Source organism: Sphingobium algorifonticola, from assembly GCF_004005485.1.
Lineage (GTDB): Bacteria > Pseudomonadota > Alphaproteobacteria > Sphingomonadales > Sphingomonadaceae > Sphingobium > Sphingobium algorifonticola.
In genome coordinates this window covers 369,429-385,754 of record NZ_RZUL01000002.1, presented here as the reverse complement: position 1 = coordinate 385,754, position 16,326 = coordinate 369,429, and the positions used below count along the sequence as shown (strand labels likewise).

Genomic DNA, 16,326 nt, shown 5'->3' with positions numbered 1-16,326 from the left:
CATGCCTATCTGACGTCGATGCCCATGCCGCCGCCACCTGACCTTGCTGCCCTGTCCCTGCCGGAGATATTGCGTCTGGTCGAGGAACGGCGCTTGCCGCCGGTCGATCAGTGGAACCCAGCACACTGCGGCGACAGCGAGATGCGGATCGCGCGCGACGGCACCTGGTTTCATCAGGGATCGCCGATCGAGCGCGAATCGATGATTCGCCTCTTTTCCACAGTGCTGCGGCGGGAGGCGGACGGCAGCCATGTGCTCGTCACCCCGGTCGAGAAGCTTTCGATCGCAGTGGAGGATGCCGCCTTCCTGGCCGTGGAGGTGAAAAGCGACGGCGCAGGCGCACAGCGCACGCTCGCCTTCCGCCTGAATACAGGGGATCTGGTGACGGCCGATGCTGACCATCCGATCGTGGTCCGCGGCACTGCCGATGCACCGCGCCCCTATCTGCATGTGCGCGGCGGGCTGGAGGCGCTGATCGTGCGGGCCGTCTATTACGACCTTGCCGCGATGGCCCTTGCCGATGATGCGGACCGGCCGGTCCCCGGCCTGTGGAGCGGAGGACGGTTTTTCAGTCTCGGGGCGCCGGAATGACGCTTGCGGAGCGGCTGCGCGCCGCACTGACCGAAGGCCATCGCCGCACCGATTTGCCTGACTGGATGAACAGGGTGGATCCGCGCATCGATGGCACGATCGCACTGGCCCCGGCCGCCGTGCTGGTCGCCGTCACCGATCGCGCGGAACCGGGCCTCATCCTGACGCAGCGGTCCGCCCGCCTGCGTCAGCACGCGGGGCAAGTCGCCTTTCCGGGCGGCAAGGTCGACGCAAGTGATGCCGATGCCATCGCGGCGGCGCTGCGCGAGGCGCAGGAGGAAATCGCGCTGCCCCCCGATCGCGCGGAAATCATCGGCATCAGCGATCGGTACAGCACCTTCACGGGCTTCGACATCGTGCCGGTGCTGGCCGTCGTGCCGCCGGACCTGCCGCTGCGCGCCCAGGACGGGGAAGTCGACGACTGGTTCGAACTGCCCCTCGGCTTCGCGCTGGACCCCGCCAACCGGATACGCAGGGAAATCGAATGGGACGGGGCGATCCGGCATTTCTATGAGATCACTTGGGAGGGGCGACGCATCTGGGGCATCACGGCGGCCATATTGGCCAATCTGTCATGGAGGCTGGGGCATGACCACAACGCTGCCTGACGCAGCCTGGCGCGATCGGGCCGGACTGGCGGCGCTGCTGGCGGCGCTGGGTGAAGGCAATGCACGCTTTGTGGGCGGCGCAGTGCGCGACACGCTGCTGGGGCTGGACGTCACCGACATCGATATTGCAACCGTGCTGTCGCCCGATGCCGTGATGGCGCGTCTGTCGGCCGTCGCGATCCGGGTCGTACCGACCGGCGTGGAGCATGGCACGGTGACGGCGGTGCTGCCGGACGGGCCGGTCGAAATCACAACCCTGCGGCGCGATGTCGATACGGACGGGCGTCACGCCACGATTGCCTATACCGATGACTGGCGCGAGGACGCCGCCCGGCGCGATTTCACCATCAATGCGCTGCTGGCCGATCCCGCGACCGGTGCCATCATCGACTATTTCGGCGGCCTGGACGATCTGCGGGCGGGCCATATCCGCTTCATAGGCGATCCCGCCGCGCGGATCGCGGAGGATCATCTGCGCATCCTGCGCTTCTTCCGCTTTCACGCCCGGTTTGGAACGGGCGCGCCGGATCCTGACGCCTATGCCGCATGCCGGGCGCAAGCAAACAGCCTGATGGCCCTGTCGCGGGAGCGCATCGCCGATGAACTGCTCAAGCTGCTGGCCTTGCCCGATCCGTCGGCGGCGGTGGCGTTGATGGTCGATGGTGGCATTTTTCGGCCCGTCCTGCCGGAAATCACCGCCGATGGCCTTGGTCGGCTGATTGCCCTTGTCGATCGGGAAAGGGCCAATGCCATTCCGCCTGCGGCCATCCGCCGTTTATGTGCCCTTCTGCCGCCGGACCCCGCAACGGGCGAAGCGGTCGCCGCCCGCCTGAAGCTGTCGAACAAGGCGCGCAAGCGTATCGTCGCGGCCCTGTCGCCCCCGCCCAGCGGCAGCGACCTGCGCCAGCGCGCCTACTGGATCGGCACCGAAGGCGCGATCGATCAGGCGCTGCTGCATGGCGACGATCCCATCGCCCCGCTGGTTGGCTGGACACCGCCGACGCTGGCCCTGTCCGGCGGTGCGCTGATCCGGCGCGGTCTGCCGCCCGGTCCCGATGTCGCGAAGGCGCTGAAGGAGGTGGAAACACAATGGGTGGCGGCGGACTTTCCCGAAGGTGATGCGATCGAGGCGATCGCCGATCAGATCGTCTGGAAGTTCCAGCGCGCGCGCCAGTAATCGAAGGCATCGGGTTCGGGCAGGGCGGGCGAGAAATAATAGCCCTGCCCCTGCCAGCAGCCCAGCGACTGCAGTTCATGGGCCAGCGTCTGGGTCTCGATACCCTCAGCCGTTACCTTGAGGTTCAGCGAATCCGCCAGCGACAATATGGTGCGGACGATGGCATTCTTGTCGCGATCCTCGCCCATGCCTGAAACGAAACTGCGGTCGATCTTGAGCAGGTCGATGGGCAGGCTCTGCAAGCTGGCAAGGTTCGAATAGCCGGTGCCGAAATCATCCATCGCGATGGCGGCATCCAGGCTCTTGAGCGCCGCGAGCACCTGCCGCGCCTTGTCGGGATCGGCGATGATCGCGCTTTCGGTCAACTCGATCGTCAGACGGCGGCCCGCGATTCCGGCGTAGCGCAGCGCCTCTTCCACCACGCTCGGCACGTCGTCGCGGCTCATCTGGATCGGCGAGAGGTTGACGTTGACGCTGAGCGGCAGCACCTCGCCCTGTCGGCGGTCCCATTTGGCCAGCGTTTGCGCCGCTTCATAAAGCGCCCAGCGGCCCAGCGGCACGATCAGCCCCGATTCCTCGGCGACCGGAATGAACTCGGCGGGCGATATGTCGCCCAGCTCCTCGTCGTGCCAGCGCGCCAGCGCCTCGAAACCGGTGATCTCGCCGGACTTGAGATGGACCAGTGGCTGAAACGCCAGTTCGAGCTTCCCGTTGGCCAGCGCCTCGCGCAGGCGGCTTTCCAGGGTAAAGCGGCGATGGGCTTCCTTCAGCACGCCGGGGCGATAGATTTCCAGCTTTCCGCTGCGCTTGGCGATCTTCACTGCGGCCTGCGCCTGGCGCACGATATCATCGGAATCGTCCGACAGGCTGGAGGACAGCGCACAGCCGATCGCGCAATCGACACTGATCTGAAGATTGGTCAGCCGCACCGGACTCGCCAGGGCATCGTTGATCCGCTGGACGATGTAGAGCGCGTCGGACAGGCCGTTGTTGAGCCGCGCAAAGACGGCAAACTCGTTGCCACCGATCCGTGCCAGAACATCGCCCTGGCGCAGGCTGGACTTCAGCCGCTTGGCAACCGTGATGATCAGTTCGTCCCCGGCCAGCGGGCCAAGCGATTCGTTCACGCGGCTGAAACGGATCAGATCGATCGCCAGCACCGCGTAGCTGCCGCCTTCGGTTTTCGACCAATGCGCCAGCCGGTCGTCAATTTCCTCGCCAAAGCCGGTGCGATTGGGCAGCGCCGTGAGACTGTCCGACATCAGTTCGCGGCGCAGGCTTTTTTCCATCACGCGTTCGTTGGTGCGATCGATGGCCGTGAACAGAAGACGACAGCCCGGAGCTTCGCGATCGTCGAGACGGCCGATGGTGCAGGCGAGAAACTGCGCGCTCAGCGCCCCTTCGCGACGGATTTCGAAACTGTCGGATGCGCGCGCCGATTGCTGGAAGGCGGCAATACGGGCGGACCATTCCTCGCCGTCGCGCGCATCGACGCCCAGAAAGGCGTTGGCGTGATCGGGGAATGTCTGGTCGAACAGCGCATTGCTTTGCTCAATTTCGACCGCAGCGCCGCGCAACCGCAGAATGGCGGCAGCCTGTGGCAGGGCATAGAGCCAGTGGTTGACGCCGCGCTTGCCCGACACGCATGGTTCCGGCGATGGAAATGCAGGTGCATGTTCCAATCCATCGGCAACCGTAAATCGCGCAGGCATTGCGTCCATGCGATGTAGATACGACCGCGAGGTAAATATATATAAAACCGATGGTCAAATGATCGCGCGGCGGTTCCCGGTTATGCCTGACCGAATCGGTTGTCGCGCGGGAAGCCGCTCGGCGGCATCCGCCCGGCCGCGCCGCGCGTGACGCGCCAGGGCGTCATATCGCTTTCGGTGCGGGTGCGTCCGCTTTCCCCGCCCATCGCCCAGCTCAATCCGTCCGCCAGGGTGAACGTGATGGCATCGGCGAGGCCACCGTCGCGATAACGTTGCAATTGCACGCCTTGGCCGCGCGCCATTTCGGGCAGCTCGCTCAAAGGAAAGACAAGCAGCTTGCGATTGTCGCCAATCACCGCAACGCTGTCGGCCGCCCCGTCGATCGGCCGTACGATGCTGAGCCGAGCGCCCGGCCGGAGGTTGACGACCTGTCGGCCCTTGCGCGTTTCGGCGATGATTTCATCCGTGACCGCCACGAACCCGCGACCATCGGACGCCGCCAGCAGCAGCTTCACGCCAGGCCGGGCCGCCTGCATCGCGACGATTTCGGTCGCATTGTCGAGGTCGATCATCAGCCGCACCGGCTCGCCAAAGCCCCGCGCACCGGGCAGCTTGTCGGCACCCAGCGTGTAGAAACGGCCATTGGCGCAGGCGATAAGCAGCTTGTCGGTCGTGTACATCTGTACCGGCTGACCCCAGGAGCCATCGCCTTCCTTATACTTCACCCCGGCGATGGTGGCGGCATCGACATGCCCCTTCATCGCGCGGATCCAGCCCCGCTGCGACAGGATCACCGTCACCGGCTCGCGTTCGATCATGGCCTCCAACGGGATTTCGCGCGCCGGGCCTGCCTCCGCGATCAAGGTCCGGCGCCTTCCCAGCGCCGTTTCGGGGCTATAACGCTTGCGCAGCGCCGTCAGGTCCCGCTTCAGTTGCGTCCGCTGGCGTGCGGGGCTTTCGACCAGCTTCTGCAGGTCGTCGCGTTCCTTCACCAGTTCGGCATGTTCGCGGCGCAGCTCCATTTCCTCCAGCTTGCGCAGGGACCGCAACCGCATGTTCAGGATCGCCTCGGCCTGCCGGTCGTTGAGCGCAAACTCGGCCATCATGACCTCTTTCGGCTCATCCTCGGTGCGGATGATGGCAATCACCCGGTCAAGGTTGAGATAGGCGATGATATAGCCGTCGAGCAATTCCAGGCGCGCGGCGATCTTGTCCAGCCGGTGCTGCGCACGACGGACGAGCACGTCGATCTGGTGCTTCAGCCATTCGACCAGTACGGCGCGCAGGCCCATCACGCGCGGCGTATGGCTGGCGTCCAGCACGTTGAGGTTGAGGCTGAAGCGGCTTTCAAGGTCGGTCAGCCGATAGAGGCTGTCCATCAGCACGCCCGGATCGACGGTGCGGCTGCGCGGCTCGATGACGATACGGATGTCCGCGTCCGACTCATCCCGGATATCGGCCAGGATCGGCAGCTTCTTGTCGTTGATGAGCGCCGCGATCTGCTCGATCAGCTTCGATTTCGGCACCTGATAGGGGATTTCGACGATGACGAGTTGCCATGTCCCGTTCGCGAGCTTTTCGGGCTGCACGACCCACTGACCATCCTGCATTGCGCCCGCGAACCGCGCCCTTGTGCGGAAGGATCCGCGTCCGGTGGCATAGGATTCCGCGATGCTTGCCGGGCTTTCCACCACGATCCCGCCGGTCGGAAAATCCGGGCCGGTGACAATCTGCATCAGCGCCGCGTTGTCAGCATCGGGCTTGTCAATCAGGAGCAGCGCGGCGTCGATCAGCTCGGCGACATTATGGGGCGGAATGCTGGTCGCCATGCCGACCGCAATGCCCGACGCGCCATTGGCGAGCAGATTGGGGAACAGGCCGGGGAATATTTCCGGCTCTTCATCCTCCCCATTATAGGTCGGGCGAAAATCGACGGTGCCTTCATCGAGACCGTCCATCAGGTCGGAAGCCGCCTGCGTCAGCCGCGCCTCGGTATAGCGCATGGCCGCGGCATTATCGCCATCGATGTTGCCGAAATTGCCTTGCCCGTCGACCAGCGGGGTACGCAGCGAAAAATCCTGCGCCAGCCGCACCATCGCGTCATAGACCGACGCGTCGCCATGCGGATGATATTTGCCGATGACGTCGCCGACGACCCGCGCGCATTTCTTGTAGCTGGTGGTGTTGCGCACCGGATCGGGATTGCTCGGTTCCAGCTTGAGCAACCGCATCGCCCAGAGCAGCCGCCGGTGCACCGGTTTCAGGCCATCGCGCAGATCGGGCAGCGACCGGGCGGTGATCGTGGACAGCGCATAGACCAGATACCGTTCGGACAGCGCGGCGTCGAAAGGATGATCCTTGATACTGTCGAACGGGTCGCGGAAATCACTCATCGGCACGGCGATAGCAGGGCGTGGCGGCGGATGACAATCCTATCCGTCATCCCGGCGAAGGCCGGGATCTCGGGCGGAGGCGCGCCGCCGCACGTGGCCCCAGCCTGCGCTGGGGCCACGTATAATGGAGGACGAGCATACAAAAAGGCCGCCCGGTGAAGACCGGACGGCCTTTTGTTTCGGCATCGCAAAAAGGCTTACGCCTCTTCGGTCGATTCGCTTTCGTCGCTCGGTTCCACGGCGATTTCGCCCGGTTCCGCGTTCGGATCATAGTCCTCGGTGAAGCCAGCCTCGTCCTTTTCGAACATGCTGGCCATCACGTCGACGCCGTCCTTCTGAAGCTCGGCTTCCTCGGGGCTGCGGGCGACGTTCACCTGGATGGTGACCGAAACTTCCGGGTGCAGCGCGACCTTGACGTCGAACAGGCCCAGCGTCTTGATCGGCCGCTCCAGCACGACCATCGCCTTGGTGACGTTGGTCTTGCCATCGGCATGCAGCGCCTCAACGATGTCGCGGACCGCGACCGAGCCGTAAAGGGCACCGGCGTTGGACGACTGGCGAATGAGCACGATCTGCGTGCCGTCGACATCCTTCGATGCCGCTTCGGCGTCAGCACGACGGGCCGCATTGTCGGCTTCGATCTTCGCGCGATTGGCCTCGAACACCTTCTTGTTGGCGTTATTGGAGCGCAGCGCCTTCCTGTTGGGCAACAGGAAGTTGCGGGCATAGCCGTCCTTCACGGTGACGATGTCACCGATCGCGCCGAGCTTCTCGATCCGTTCGAGCAGAATGATTTCCATGAGATCTATTCCCTCACTTCACGATGTAGGGCAGCAGGCCGAGATGGCGCGCGCGCTTGATGGCAGTCGCCAGTTCACGCTGCTTCTTGGCGGAAACGGCGGTGATGCGGCTGGGGACGATCTTGCCACGCTCGGACACGAAGCCCTGGAGCAGACGAACGTCCTTGTAATCGATCTTCGGCGAATCCTTAGCGGCGAAGGGGCAGCTCTTGCGGCGGCGGAAAAATGGGCGTGCCATGTCTCTGATATCTCCTTATTCGCCGAGGTCGTCACGGTCGCGACGCGGACGGTCGCCACGATCCCCGCGCTCACCGCGTTCACCACGCTCGCCGCGACCGCCACCACGGGCATCGCGTTCCTGCTTGCGCATCATCACCGACGGGCCGGATTCCAGCGCATCGACCTTGATGGTCATATAGCGGATGATGTCTTCGTTGATCTGCGTCTGGCGCTCCAGCTCCGCCACGACACCGGCGGGGGCGTCGATGTTGAGCATGACATAATGCGCCTTGCGGTTCTTGGCGATCTTGTAGGCCATGCTACGCAGACCCCAGGTTTCGGTCTTGACGACCTTGCCCTTGTTATCCTCGACAATCTTGGTGGCGGCTTCCGCCAGTGCGTCTACCTGCGCCTGTGCCAGATCCTGGCGCGCAAGAAACACGTGCTCGTAAAGAGCCATGGGTCTTCCTCTTGTTTTGGCCGATCGCTGACGCCGCCCCATGCGAACGCCCCTCCGGCTGTCGTCTCGTCACTATTTCCGCAGACGGCAGAGTCGCCTCGCCCGCTGCGGAAGGCGCGCCTATTGCCCAAAAGGGCCGGAAAAGCAAGCGCGCAAAAAGGCGCGACCATCGGGCCGCGCCTTTCCTGTCCATCCCGATCGCGAAGCCGACGGCTACCAGCAGCGACGCACGCGCGTCCAGCGGCCGCGATACTCATCGAAAAACCGGTCGGTCTGGCAACGCCGACCGCCGTAAAAGCCGCGACGATGTGGGCGATAATCACGATAATAGCCGCGATCGTAAAAGCCGCGATCGCGATAATAGCCGCCGCGCCAGGGACGCCCGTAATAGCCGCCATCATAATATCTGTCATAATAACGGTCGCGTGCGCTCGATGCGATTGCCGCGCCGACCGCCAGGCCAACGATGCCGCCCGCAATCACCGCGCCGGTATTGTCACGATCGCGATAGCGATACCGCTGTGCCTCGGCGGGTGCGGCAAATGCCGCCATGCTGGCGCAGGCCGTGACGGCCAGCACCGCCTTCTTCCATCCGTTCATGGTCCTTTCTCCTCGTTCGGCCTTTGACCGCCTGCAAAGGCGTTCCGGCCATGCGGAAAAATAACCATGATTCGCTTGAACCGCGGATTAAGCGGTATGTCAGCGGCAGTTCAGCGCCTTCGCGCCCGTGATCGGAGGCATTACTCGTGCCGCAGCGCATCGATCGGGTTCAGCGATGCGGCGCGCCGCGCGGGGAAATAGCCGAAGACGACGCCGATCGCCGCGGAAAACAGAAAGGCGAGCATATTGATCCGCAGATCGAAGATGAACGGCACTTGCATCAGCGGTGCGATGGCGAGCGACGCCACGAGCGCGAGGCCGAGGCCGATCACGCCGCCAAGGCAGGAAAGCACAACCGCCTCCACCAGAAACTGCAACAGCACTTCGCGCGCCACGGCGCCGATAGCGAGGCGGATGCCGATTTCCCGCGTCCGCTCCGTCACCGACACCAGCATGATGTTCATGATGCCGATCCCGCCGACGAGCAGCGAGATCGCCGCCACGGCCCCGACAATCTGCGTCAATATGGTGGTGGTGCCGGTCAGCGTGTCGGAAATCTGCTTGGTGTCGAACACATTGAAATTGTCCGCTGTGCCCGGTTTGATCTTCCGCCGTTCGCGCATGAGCTGTTCCAGACTGTCCTGCACCGCGGCACTGTCATAGGCATCGTCCACGGCGACCATGATGAGGCTGATTTCGCGATTGCCGGTAAAGCGCCGCTGGACGAACTTGATCGGCATGACGACGACATCGTCCTGATCGTTGCCGAACCCGCCTTGCCCGCGGGTCGAAAGAAGCCCGATGATCTGGCAACTCACGCCCTTGATGCGGAACCGCTTGCCGATCGGATCTTCCTGCCGGAACAGATTGTTCTTCAGGGTCGAGCCGATGATGCAGACTGGCTTTCCGGCTTCTTCCTCTTCCGGCATGAACAGGCGGCCGCTTTCGAGCTTCCACTGCTGCGCCTCGAAATAGGCGGCAGTGGTGCCGTTGACAGTCGTGTTCCAGTTCGATCCCTCGTAGATGGCGATGCCGCTGGTCGACGCTTGCGGGGCGACCGCCCGCACCCCGGTCAACTGATTGGCGATGGCGGTTATATCGTCGGGTTCAAAGTCGGGCGGACGCGGGCCGCCGCCGCCCCGGCCGAAACCCTGGCCCGGCCGCAGTTGCAGTATGTTCGCGCCCAGGCTGCTGATCTGCTCGCGCACGGCGGCGGTCGCGCCGTTACCCAGCGTCGTCATCGTGACGACGGCGGCAACGCCGATAATGATGCCGAGCGTGGTCAGGAACGAGCGCAGCTTGTGCCGCGCGATCGCACGGAACGCGAGTGTGATGGTCGTGCCGAGGATCATCGAACCACTCTCCACAATCCGTTCGGTTCGAGCTTGTCGAGAACTCTTTTAAACGGCCACATTCTCGACGAACGCTTCTCGACTTCGCTAGAAGCTGCTCGAAACGAACGGGTCAGGAAGGCGCTGGCCTCGTAATTTCCCATCACGCCGCCTTCCCCTTCTCGATCCGCTCCACCAGTCCATCCTTGAAATGCACGATCGTGCGGGCGAAGGCGGCCATGTCCGGCTCGTGCGTCACCATCAGCACGGTGATGCCGCTGTTGCGGTTGAGATCGGTCAGCAATTCCATGATTTCGACCGAGCGTTCCGAATCGAGATTGCCGGTCGGCTCGTCCGCCAGCAGCACGTCGGGGCTGGTCACGATCGCGCGGGCAATCGCCACGCGCTGCTGCTGGCCGCCCGAAAGCTCTGCGGGTGTATGGTCCCACCACGGCTTCAAGCCCACCTTGTCGAGCGCGGCCATGCCCAGGCGGTAGCGCGTGGCCTTGTCCTCGCCGCGATAAAGCAGCGGCAGCTCGACATTCTCCAGTGCCGTGGTGCGCGAAAGCAGATTGAACCCCTGAAACACGAAGCCAAGATATTTGCGACGCAGCAGCGCCCGCTGGTCACGATCCAGCGTTTCGACATGATGATCGCGGAACAGGAACGACCCGGCGCTCGGCACGTCGAGACAGCCCAATATGTTCATCGTCGTCGATTTGCCCGATCCCGACGGTCCCATCACCGCGACGAAATCGCCGCGTTCGATGTCGAGATCAACACCTTTCAGCGCCTGGAACGCCGTCGGCCCGCTGCCATAGGTCTTGGTGACGCCCCGCAGGCGAATGATCGGGCTGTGCAGCTCCGGGGTTGGCGGAGGCGGATTGGCGGCATTGGCTTTGGCCATTTCGATAACGGCTTGAGCGTCGGCTTTAGCGTCCCTGGTCACAAGGCGCTTATCATCATTCGCCATCGGCGTTTCTTTCGGCACGCCACGCGTCGCGACGGGCCCGCATTTCGGCACGTTGCTCCGGTGTCAGGCTGTCGAGGAACGCGCGTCGCTGCTCCGGCGTCATGTCGCGCAGCCGCGCGCCGCCTGGCAAGGCTGGCGGCGGCGATGACGCGGGCGCGGGTGTGGCAGCAGCGCGTCCGGTAGCGGGTCCGGTTTCCGTGGCCGGTGCCGGTGCCGGTGCCGCGCTGTTGCCCGACGGCGCGGACGGCGAGGGGGCAGCCGGTGCAGGGGTCGCAGCGGGACGGGCATCACGCTTGCCCCTGTCGCCGCCCGGTTGACCGCCCCGCGCCTCGTCCCGCTCGGGCGGCTGTTCCTGCCCTGGTGCAAGTTGTCCGGTAATCACGCGTGTCCCATCCTTGATGTCACCGCTCAGGATGACGGTACGACTGCCGTCGCTGTCGCCGATCACCACGTTCACGGCCTTGGGGTCGCCATTTTCATCGACGATATAGACCGTCTGGCTGCTGCCTGCGCCGAAGCTCACTTCCTGCGTCGCGCGATTGCCCCGACGTGGCCGGGCGACAAGCTGGCTGGTGATGCCCCCGCCGGACCGCGCGCCCTGCGACGGTTTGAAGCGCAGGGCTGCATTGGGCACCAGCAGGACATCGCGCAACTGCTTCGTCACGATATCCGCCGTCGCTGTCATGCCGGGGCGCAGCGTTTCCGCCTCGTTGCTGACAGACAGCACCGCAGTGTAGGCGACGACCGTGTTGGTTGCCGTCGTCGTTGTCGTGGATGACGACGCGGCGCTGCTGGCGTTCGAGCCGACATTCACCCGGTTGACCCGTGCCGGAAAGCGGCGGCCGGGAAAGGCATCGACGGTGAAAGTCGCTTCCTGCCCTTCGGCCACCTGACCGACGTCGGCTTCATCGACCGAGACTTCGACTTCCATTTGCTTCAGGTCTTCGGCGATGGTGAACAGAACCGGGGCGTTGAATGACGCAGCGACCGTCTGACCCGGTTCGATCGAGCGGGACAGCACGACACCCGTCACCGGTGATATGATCTGGGCGATATCGAGATTGGTCTGCGCGCTCGACAATTGCGCCTGCGCCACCGCAACCTGCGCATCCGCCGATCTGCGCTGCGCCAGCGCCTGCGCGTAACTTGCGCGCGCACTGTCCATCTCCGTCTTGGCGGGAACCCGGCCGCCGGAAAGCTGAAACACGTTGAGTTGCCGGTCGAGCGTCGCCTTGGCCAGTGCGACCTGCGCATCGGCCTGCGCCACGCTGGCTTGGGCGGAGGCGACCTGCGAACGGTTCTGCATGACCGAGTCCCGCAGCCTGCGGGTATCGAGTTCGGCAAGGCGCTGCCCCTTCGTCACACGGTCGTTGACGTCCACGAACACCTGCGTGATCTTGCCCGACTGCTCGGACCCGACATCGACCTGGTTTATGGGTTTCAGATTGCCGGTGGCCGAAACGGTGACGGTCAGATCGCCTTTGCGCACCGCGCGGGTCGAATAGTTCGGCTTGTCCTCGCCGCCGAACATCCGCATCAAAAGCAGGACGAGCAGGACGACGCCGAGCGCGACCAGACCCCATTTGATCCACGCGTTGACGGGCCGGGACGGCTTGACACCCAGAAAATCGTCCAGATTGTCGGCGCTGCCACCCGGGGTGGAAATCGTGTCTTGGCTCATTCGGAGGATCCGTTCGTAGCGTTTGTAGTTTGCCAGCCGCCGCCGAGCGCGCCGTAAAGCTGCGCGACGGCCTGCACCTGATCGGCCTTCGCCGTCGCCAGGCCATCGCGCGCCGACAGCAGCGACTGTTCGGCGGAGAGCAATGTCTGGAAATCGGTAAGCCCGGCCTGATATTGGCTGCGGGCGAGGATCGCACTGTTACGCGCGGCGTCCAGCGCGATGGTGAGTTGAATCACCCGTTCGCGCGCGGTGCGATCGGCGACCAGCGCATTTTCGACATCCTCTATCGCTGTCAGCACCGTCGATCGATACGCCGAAAAGGCTTCCCGCGCCGCCGCTTCCTGCGCCCGCACCCGCGACGCCGTAAGGCCCCCATCGAAGATCAGTTGCGTCAGATTGCCGAACAGGCTCCCGGTGATAATGTCGCCCAGCGAACCGAGCGTCACCGCGGTGGTGCTGAGTGACCCCGACAGGCTGAGTTGCGGATAGAGCGCGGATTCGGCCACCCCGATCCGCGCCGTCGCACCGGCAAGGGCACGCTCCGCCTGCAACACGTCGGGGCGTTGCCGCAACGTATCCGCCGGGATGCCGGTGGCGATGTCGGCGGGCGGCTGTGGCACGGGTGCGACCGTCTGCAACGCGCGCGTCGCCTCGCCCGGTGCCTCGCCGGTCAGCACCGCAAGCCGGTTGAGCGCGTTGGCGAGGCTCGTTTCCAGGTTCGGAATGGCCGCGGCCTGTTGCGCCAACTGGGTGCGCGCCTGCTCCTGATCCAGCGTCGAGACAAGGCCCGCCTCGACGCGCCAGCGGGCAATATCGAAATTATCCTGCGCCGTCGCAAGCTGCTCCCGCGCGATCACAAGCCGCTCCTGCGCCAGCCGGACAATCACATAATTGCGTACGGTCTCGCCGATGATCGCAACCTGGACATTGGCGAGGCTGTATCCCGAGGCAGCGACATCTGCGCGTGATGCCTCGACCGATCGGCGGATGCGTCCGAACAGGTCGATTTCCCAGCTAGCTCGGAGATTGCCGCTATACTGATTCGAACTGCCGCCCGATGACCCCCCGATGACATTGCCGTTGCCATCGGTTTGAAAGCCGGTGGTGCCTTCGCGGAAATTGCGCCCGCCACTGCCCGATGCGCTGATCGAGGGCAAGAAGCTGGCACCAGCCTGGCGCAACGCCTCCCGCGACTGATCGAGCCGCGCGGATGCCTGCGCGATGTCGAGGTTGCCGGCAATCGCCTTGTCGATCAGCGCATCGAGCACGGGATCATTGAAGCGCCGCCACCAGGCGGCAAGCTCCGCCTCGGAAAGCGCCGCGCCTTGTCGCGTGGCGTAAGCGGACGGGACGCCCAGCGATGCGCCGCCGGGTGCGCGATAATCCGGCCCCGCGGCGCAGGCCGACAGCGCAAGGGCCGTTCCGCAGATAAGTACGACAGGATAACGCACGGATTTCCTTAGGGTTGGTGCGGAAAATGGTGACACATCCAGCCAATGCTTGCGCACGGCCAAATGCCTATCTAGTTCCTGCCCAATTCGGCACAGCCGCTCAACGGCTATTGTGTCATAAAGTGTAACAGGTGCGTAACGGCTGATTTTGCATCGGACGTAACGTGTTGTCGGAGGATCAATGCGGGCATTTCTTTTTCCAGGTCAGGGTAGCCAGTCAGTCGGCATGGGCAAGGCGCTTGCGGCTGCCAGCCCGGCCGCGCGCGAGCTGTTTCAGGAAGTCGACGACGCGCTGGCACAGCATCTGTTCCGCATCATGATCGATGGACCGGACAGCGACCTCACTCTCACCGAGAATGCGCAGCCCGCGATCATGGCCAATGCGCTGGCGACGCTGCGCGTGATGGAGAAGGAAGGTGGTTTCCGGCTTGCGGAAAAGGGCGATTTCGTCGCCGGGCACAGCCTGGGGGAGTATAGCGCGCTCTGTGCTGCAGGTGCGTTCGACGTGCCGACCACTGCCCGGCTGCTGAAATTGCGCGGACAGGCCATGCAGGCAGCCGTTCCCGTGGGCGAAGGCGCGATGGCGGCGCTGCTGGGCGCCGACATAGACAAGGCGCAGGCGCTGGCCGACGCGGCGGCGGACGGCGAAGTCTGTGCGATCGCCAACGACAACGATCCGTCGCAGGTGGTCATTTCGGGCCATCGTGGCGCCATCGAGCGCGCCATCGCGATGGTGAAGGATCATGGCATCAAGCGCGGCGTGCTGCTGCCGGTGTCCGCACCGTTCCACTGCCCGCTGATGCAGCCTGCGGCAGAGGCGATGGCGGCGGCACTTGCGCAGGCGGCTCTGAACGCGCCTGTCCTGCCCGTCTACGCCAATGTGCTGGCCGCCCCGATTGCCGCGCCGGACGACATCCGAACGCGTCTGGTCGAGCAAGTGACCGGTCGCGTCCGCTGGCGTGAATCCGTGGCGGCGATGTGGGACGCCGGAGTCACCGATTTCGTCGAAGTGGGTGGCAAGGTGCTCGGCCCGATGGTGAAGCGCATCGCCCCCGACGCGTCCGTCACCAGCATCGTCACGATGGACGACATCGAAAAGGCGCTGGCGGCGCTTTGACAATTTCCGTCACCCCCGCGAAGGCTGGGGTGACGGGCAAATCTGAAGGACGAGAGACTATGTTCGACCTCACAGGAATGACCGCCCTCGTGACGGGCGCGAGCGGCGGGATCGGTTCCGCGATCGCAGGCGCGCTGGCGGCGCAGGGGGCGACCCTGGCGCTGTCTGGTAGCAATGCGGACAAGCTGGCCACATTCGCCGCAACGCTGAGCGGCGACAACAAGACGATCGTCTGCGACCTTGCCGATCCGGCCGCCGTGGACCAACTGGTGCCCCAGGCCGTCGAGGCACTGGGCGGCAGGATCGACATTCTGGTCAATAACGCCGGGGTTACCCGCGACAATCTGGCCATGCGGATGAAGGACGAGGAATGGGATCAGGTGATCCGCATCAATCTGGAGGCGGCATTCCGTCTGTGTCGCGCGGCCGCCAAGCCGATGATGAAGGCGCGCTTTGGCCGCATCATATCGATCACGTCGGTCGTCGGCGTCACGGGCAATCCGGGGCAGGCCAATTATGCGGCATCGAAAGCCGGGCTGATCGGGATGTCGAAGGCGCTGGCGCAGGAACTGGCGAGCCGGGGCATCACCGTCAACTGCGTTGCGCCCGGCTTCATCCGCTCGGCCATGACGGATGCCCTGAACGACACGCAGACCGCGGCGATCAACAGCCGTATCCCCGCAGGGCAGCTTGGCGAGGGCAGCGATATCGGCGCGGCGGTCGCCTATCTCGCCAGCCGCGAGGCCGGCTATGTCACGGGCCAGACGCTGCATGTGAACGGCGGAATGGCGATGATCTGAAGCCATTTCTGACGCCATGACGCGCCCTGGCGGATGGCCCGCACGGATGGCGGCGCTTGCGTTGCCTCTTGCCTAGTGCTTCCCTTGCCACTAGGGCGGGCTGAACAGATATTCATGTCCCACGCACTACCCAGAAAGAAGGACCACTCATGAGTGAGACCGCGGATCGCGTTAAGAAAATCGTCGTCGAACATCTGGGCGTCGAAGCCGAAAAGGTAACCGAGGACGCCAGTTTCATCGACGATCTTGGCGCAGACAGCCTCGATATCGTGGAACTGGTGATGGCGTTCGAGGAAGAGTTCGGCGTCGAGATCCCCGACGACGCCGCCGAAAAGATCGGCACCGTCAAGGACGCGATCGATTTTATCGACAGCAAGCAGTAAGGACGGAAATCGGTCGCGCGGCCGCAAAAA

At 64.3% G+C, this 16,326-nt stretch carries 16 protein-coding genes; 6 read left to right on the top strand and 10 right to left on the bottom strand.

The window, feature by feature from the left end:
* Positions 1-18 precede the first annotated feature (18 nt).
* From ENE74_RS06895 to ENE74_RS06885, 3 genes are read left to right on the top strand one after another with little or no spacing between them, the layout of a single operon-like run.
* Positions 19-591: a DUF1285 domain-containing protein gene (locus ENE74_RS06895; protein WP_127690586.1), complete on the top strand. Its 573-nt coding sequence runs from the start codon at positions 19-21 to the stop codon at positions 589-591.
* Positions 588-1,199, top strand: a complete 612-nt coding sequence (locus tag ENE74_RS06890; protein ID WP_127690159.1) for a CoA pyrophosphatase — start codon at positions 588-590, stop codon at positions 1,197-1,199. The genes ENE74_RS06895 and ENE74_RS06890 overlap by 4 nt, the downstream gene beginning before the upstream one ends.
* Positions 1,180-2,376 carry a CCA tRNA nucleotidyltransferase gene (locus tag ENE74_RS06885; RefSeq protein WP_127690157.1) on the top strand — a complete coding sequence of 399 codons (1,197 nt, stop codon included), beginning with the start codon at positions 1,180-1,182 and terminating at the stop codon, positions 2,374-2,376. Before ENE74_RS06890 ends, ENE74_RS06885 begins: the two co-directional genes overlap by 20 nt.
* Here the strand turns inward: ENE74_RS06885 and ENE74_RS06880 are convergent.
* The 10 genes from ENE74_RS06880 to ENE74_RS06835 form a co-directional block, all read right to left on the bottom strand.
* The gene (locus ENE74_RS06880) at positions 2,340-4,097 is read right to left on the bottom strand and encodes a putative bifunctional diguanylate cyclase/phosphodiesterase (RefSeq protein ID WP_164847394.1); all 1,758 of its coding nucleotides are present in this window, start codon (positions 4,095-4,097) and stop codon (positions 2,340-2,342) included. The genes ENE74_RS06885 and ENE74_RS06880 overlap by 37 nt on opposite strands.
* 71 nt (positions 4,098-4,168) lie before the next feature.
* Positions 4,169-6,481, bottom strand: coding sequence for a DNA topoisomerase IV subunit A (gene parC, locus ENE74_RS06875; protein WP_127690154.1), 2,313 nt, complete (start codon positions 6,479-6,481; stop codon positions 4,169-4,171).
* A gap of 197 nt (positions 6,482-6,678) precedes the next feature.
* A complete protein-coding gene (gene rplI, locus ENE74_RS06870; protein ID WP_127690152.1) occupies positions 6,679-7,281 on the bottom strand; it encodes a 50S ribosomal protein L9 in 603 nt (200 codons plus the stop codon).
* A gap of 13 nt (positions 7,282-7,294) precedes the next feature.
* Complete coding sequence (rpsR, locus tag ENE74_RS06865; RefSeq protein ID WP_127690150.1) at positions 7,295-7,519, bottom strand: 30S ribosomal protein S18; 225 nt, start codon at positions 7,517-7,519, stop codon at positions 7,295-7,297.
* Positions 7,520-7,534: 15 nt separating this feature from the next.
* Positions 7,535-7,960, bottom strand: a complete 426-nt coding sequence (rpsF, locus tag ENE74_RS06860; RefSeq protein ID WP_127690148.1) for a 30S ribosomal protein S6 — start codon at positions 7,958-7,960, stop codon at positions 7,535-7,537.
* Positions 7,961-8,173: 213 nt separating this feature from the next.
* Positions 8,174-8,560, bottom strand: coding sequence for a hypothetical protein (locus ENE74_RS06855; protein ID WP_127690146.1), 387 nt, complete (start codon positions 8,558-8,560; stop codon positions 8,174-8,176).
* A gap of 140 nt (positions 8,561-8,700) precedes the next feature.
* On the bottom strand, positions 8,701-9,909 hold the full coding sequence (locus tag ENE74_RS06850) for an ABC transporter permease (RefSeq protein ID WP_127690585.1): 1,209 nt from the start codon (positions 9,907-9,909) through the stop codon (positions 8,701-8,703).
* Between the two features lie 145 nt (positions 9,910-10,054).
* Complete coding sequence (locus ENE74_RS06845; RefSeq protein ID WP_127690584.1) at positions 10,055-10,798, bottom strand: ABC transporter ATP-binding protein; 744 nt, start codon at positions 10,796-10,798, stop codon at positions 10,055-10,057.
* Between the two features lie 55 nt (positions 10,799-10,853).
* Positions 10,854-12,545, bottom strand: coding sequence for an efflux RND transporter periplasmic adaptor subunit (locus ENE74_RS06840; RefSeq protein ID WP_127690144.1), 1,692 nt, complete (start codon positions 12,543-12,545; stop codon positions 10,854-10,856).
* Entirely contained in the window at positions 12,542-13,996 is a 1,455-nt protein-coding gene (locus ENE74_RS06835) for an efflux transporter outer membrane subunit (protein ID WP_127690142.1), read from the bottom strand. Before ENE74_RS06835 ends, ENE74_RS06840 begins: the two co-directional genes overlap by 4 nt.
* Positions 13,997-14,177: 181 nt before the next feature.
* Here ENE74_RS06835 and fabD point away from each other — a divergent pair, with 181 nt between their 5' ends.
* From fabD to ENE74_RS06820, 3 genes are all read left to right on the top strand, one after another.
* On the top strand, positions 14,178-15,113 hold the full coding sequence (gene fabD / locus ENE74_RS06830; RefSeq protein WP_127690140.1) for an ACP S-malonyltransferase: 936 nt from the start codon (positions 14,178-14,180) through the stop codon (positions 15,111-15,113).
* 59 nt (positions 15,114-15,172) lie between these two features.
* Positions 15,173-15,913 (top strand): 3-oxoacyl-[acyl-carrier-protein] reductase, encoded by a 741-nt coding sequence (gene fabG / locus ENE74_RS06825; protein WP_127690138.1) that lies wholly within the window; start codon positions 15,173-15,175, stop codon positions 15,911-15,913.
* A gap of 149 nt (positions 15,914-16,062) precedes the next feature.
* Positions 16,063-16,296: an acyl carrier protein gene (locus ENE74_RS06820; protein WP_127690136.1), complete on the top strand. Its 234-nt coding sequence runs from the start codon at positions 16,063-16,065 to the stop codon at positions 16,294-16,296.
* The last annotated feature ends 30 nt before the right edge of the window (positions 16,297-16,326 follow it).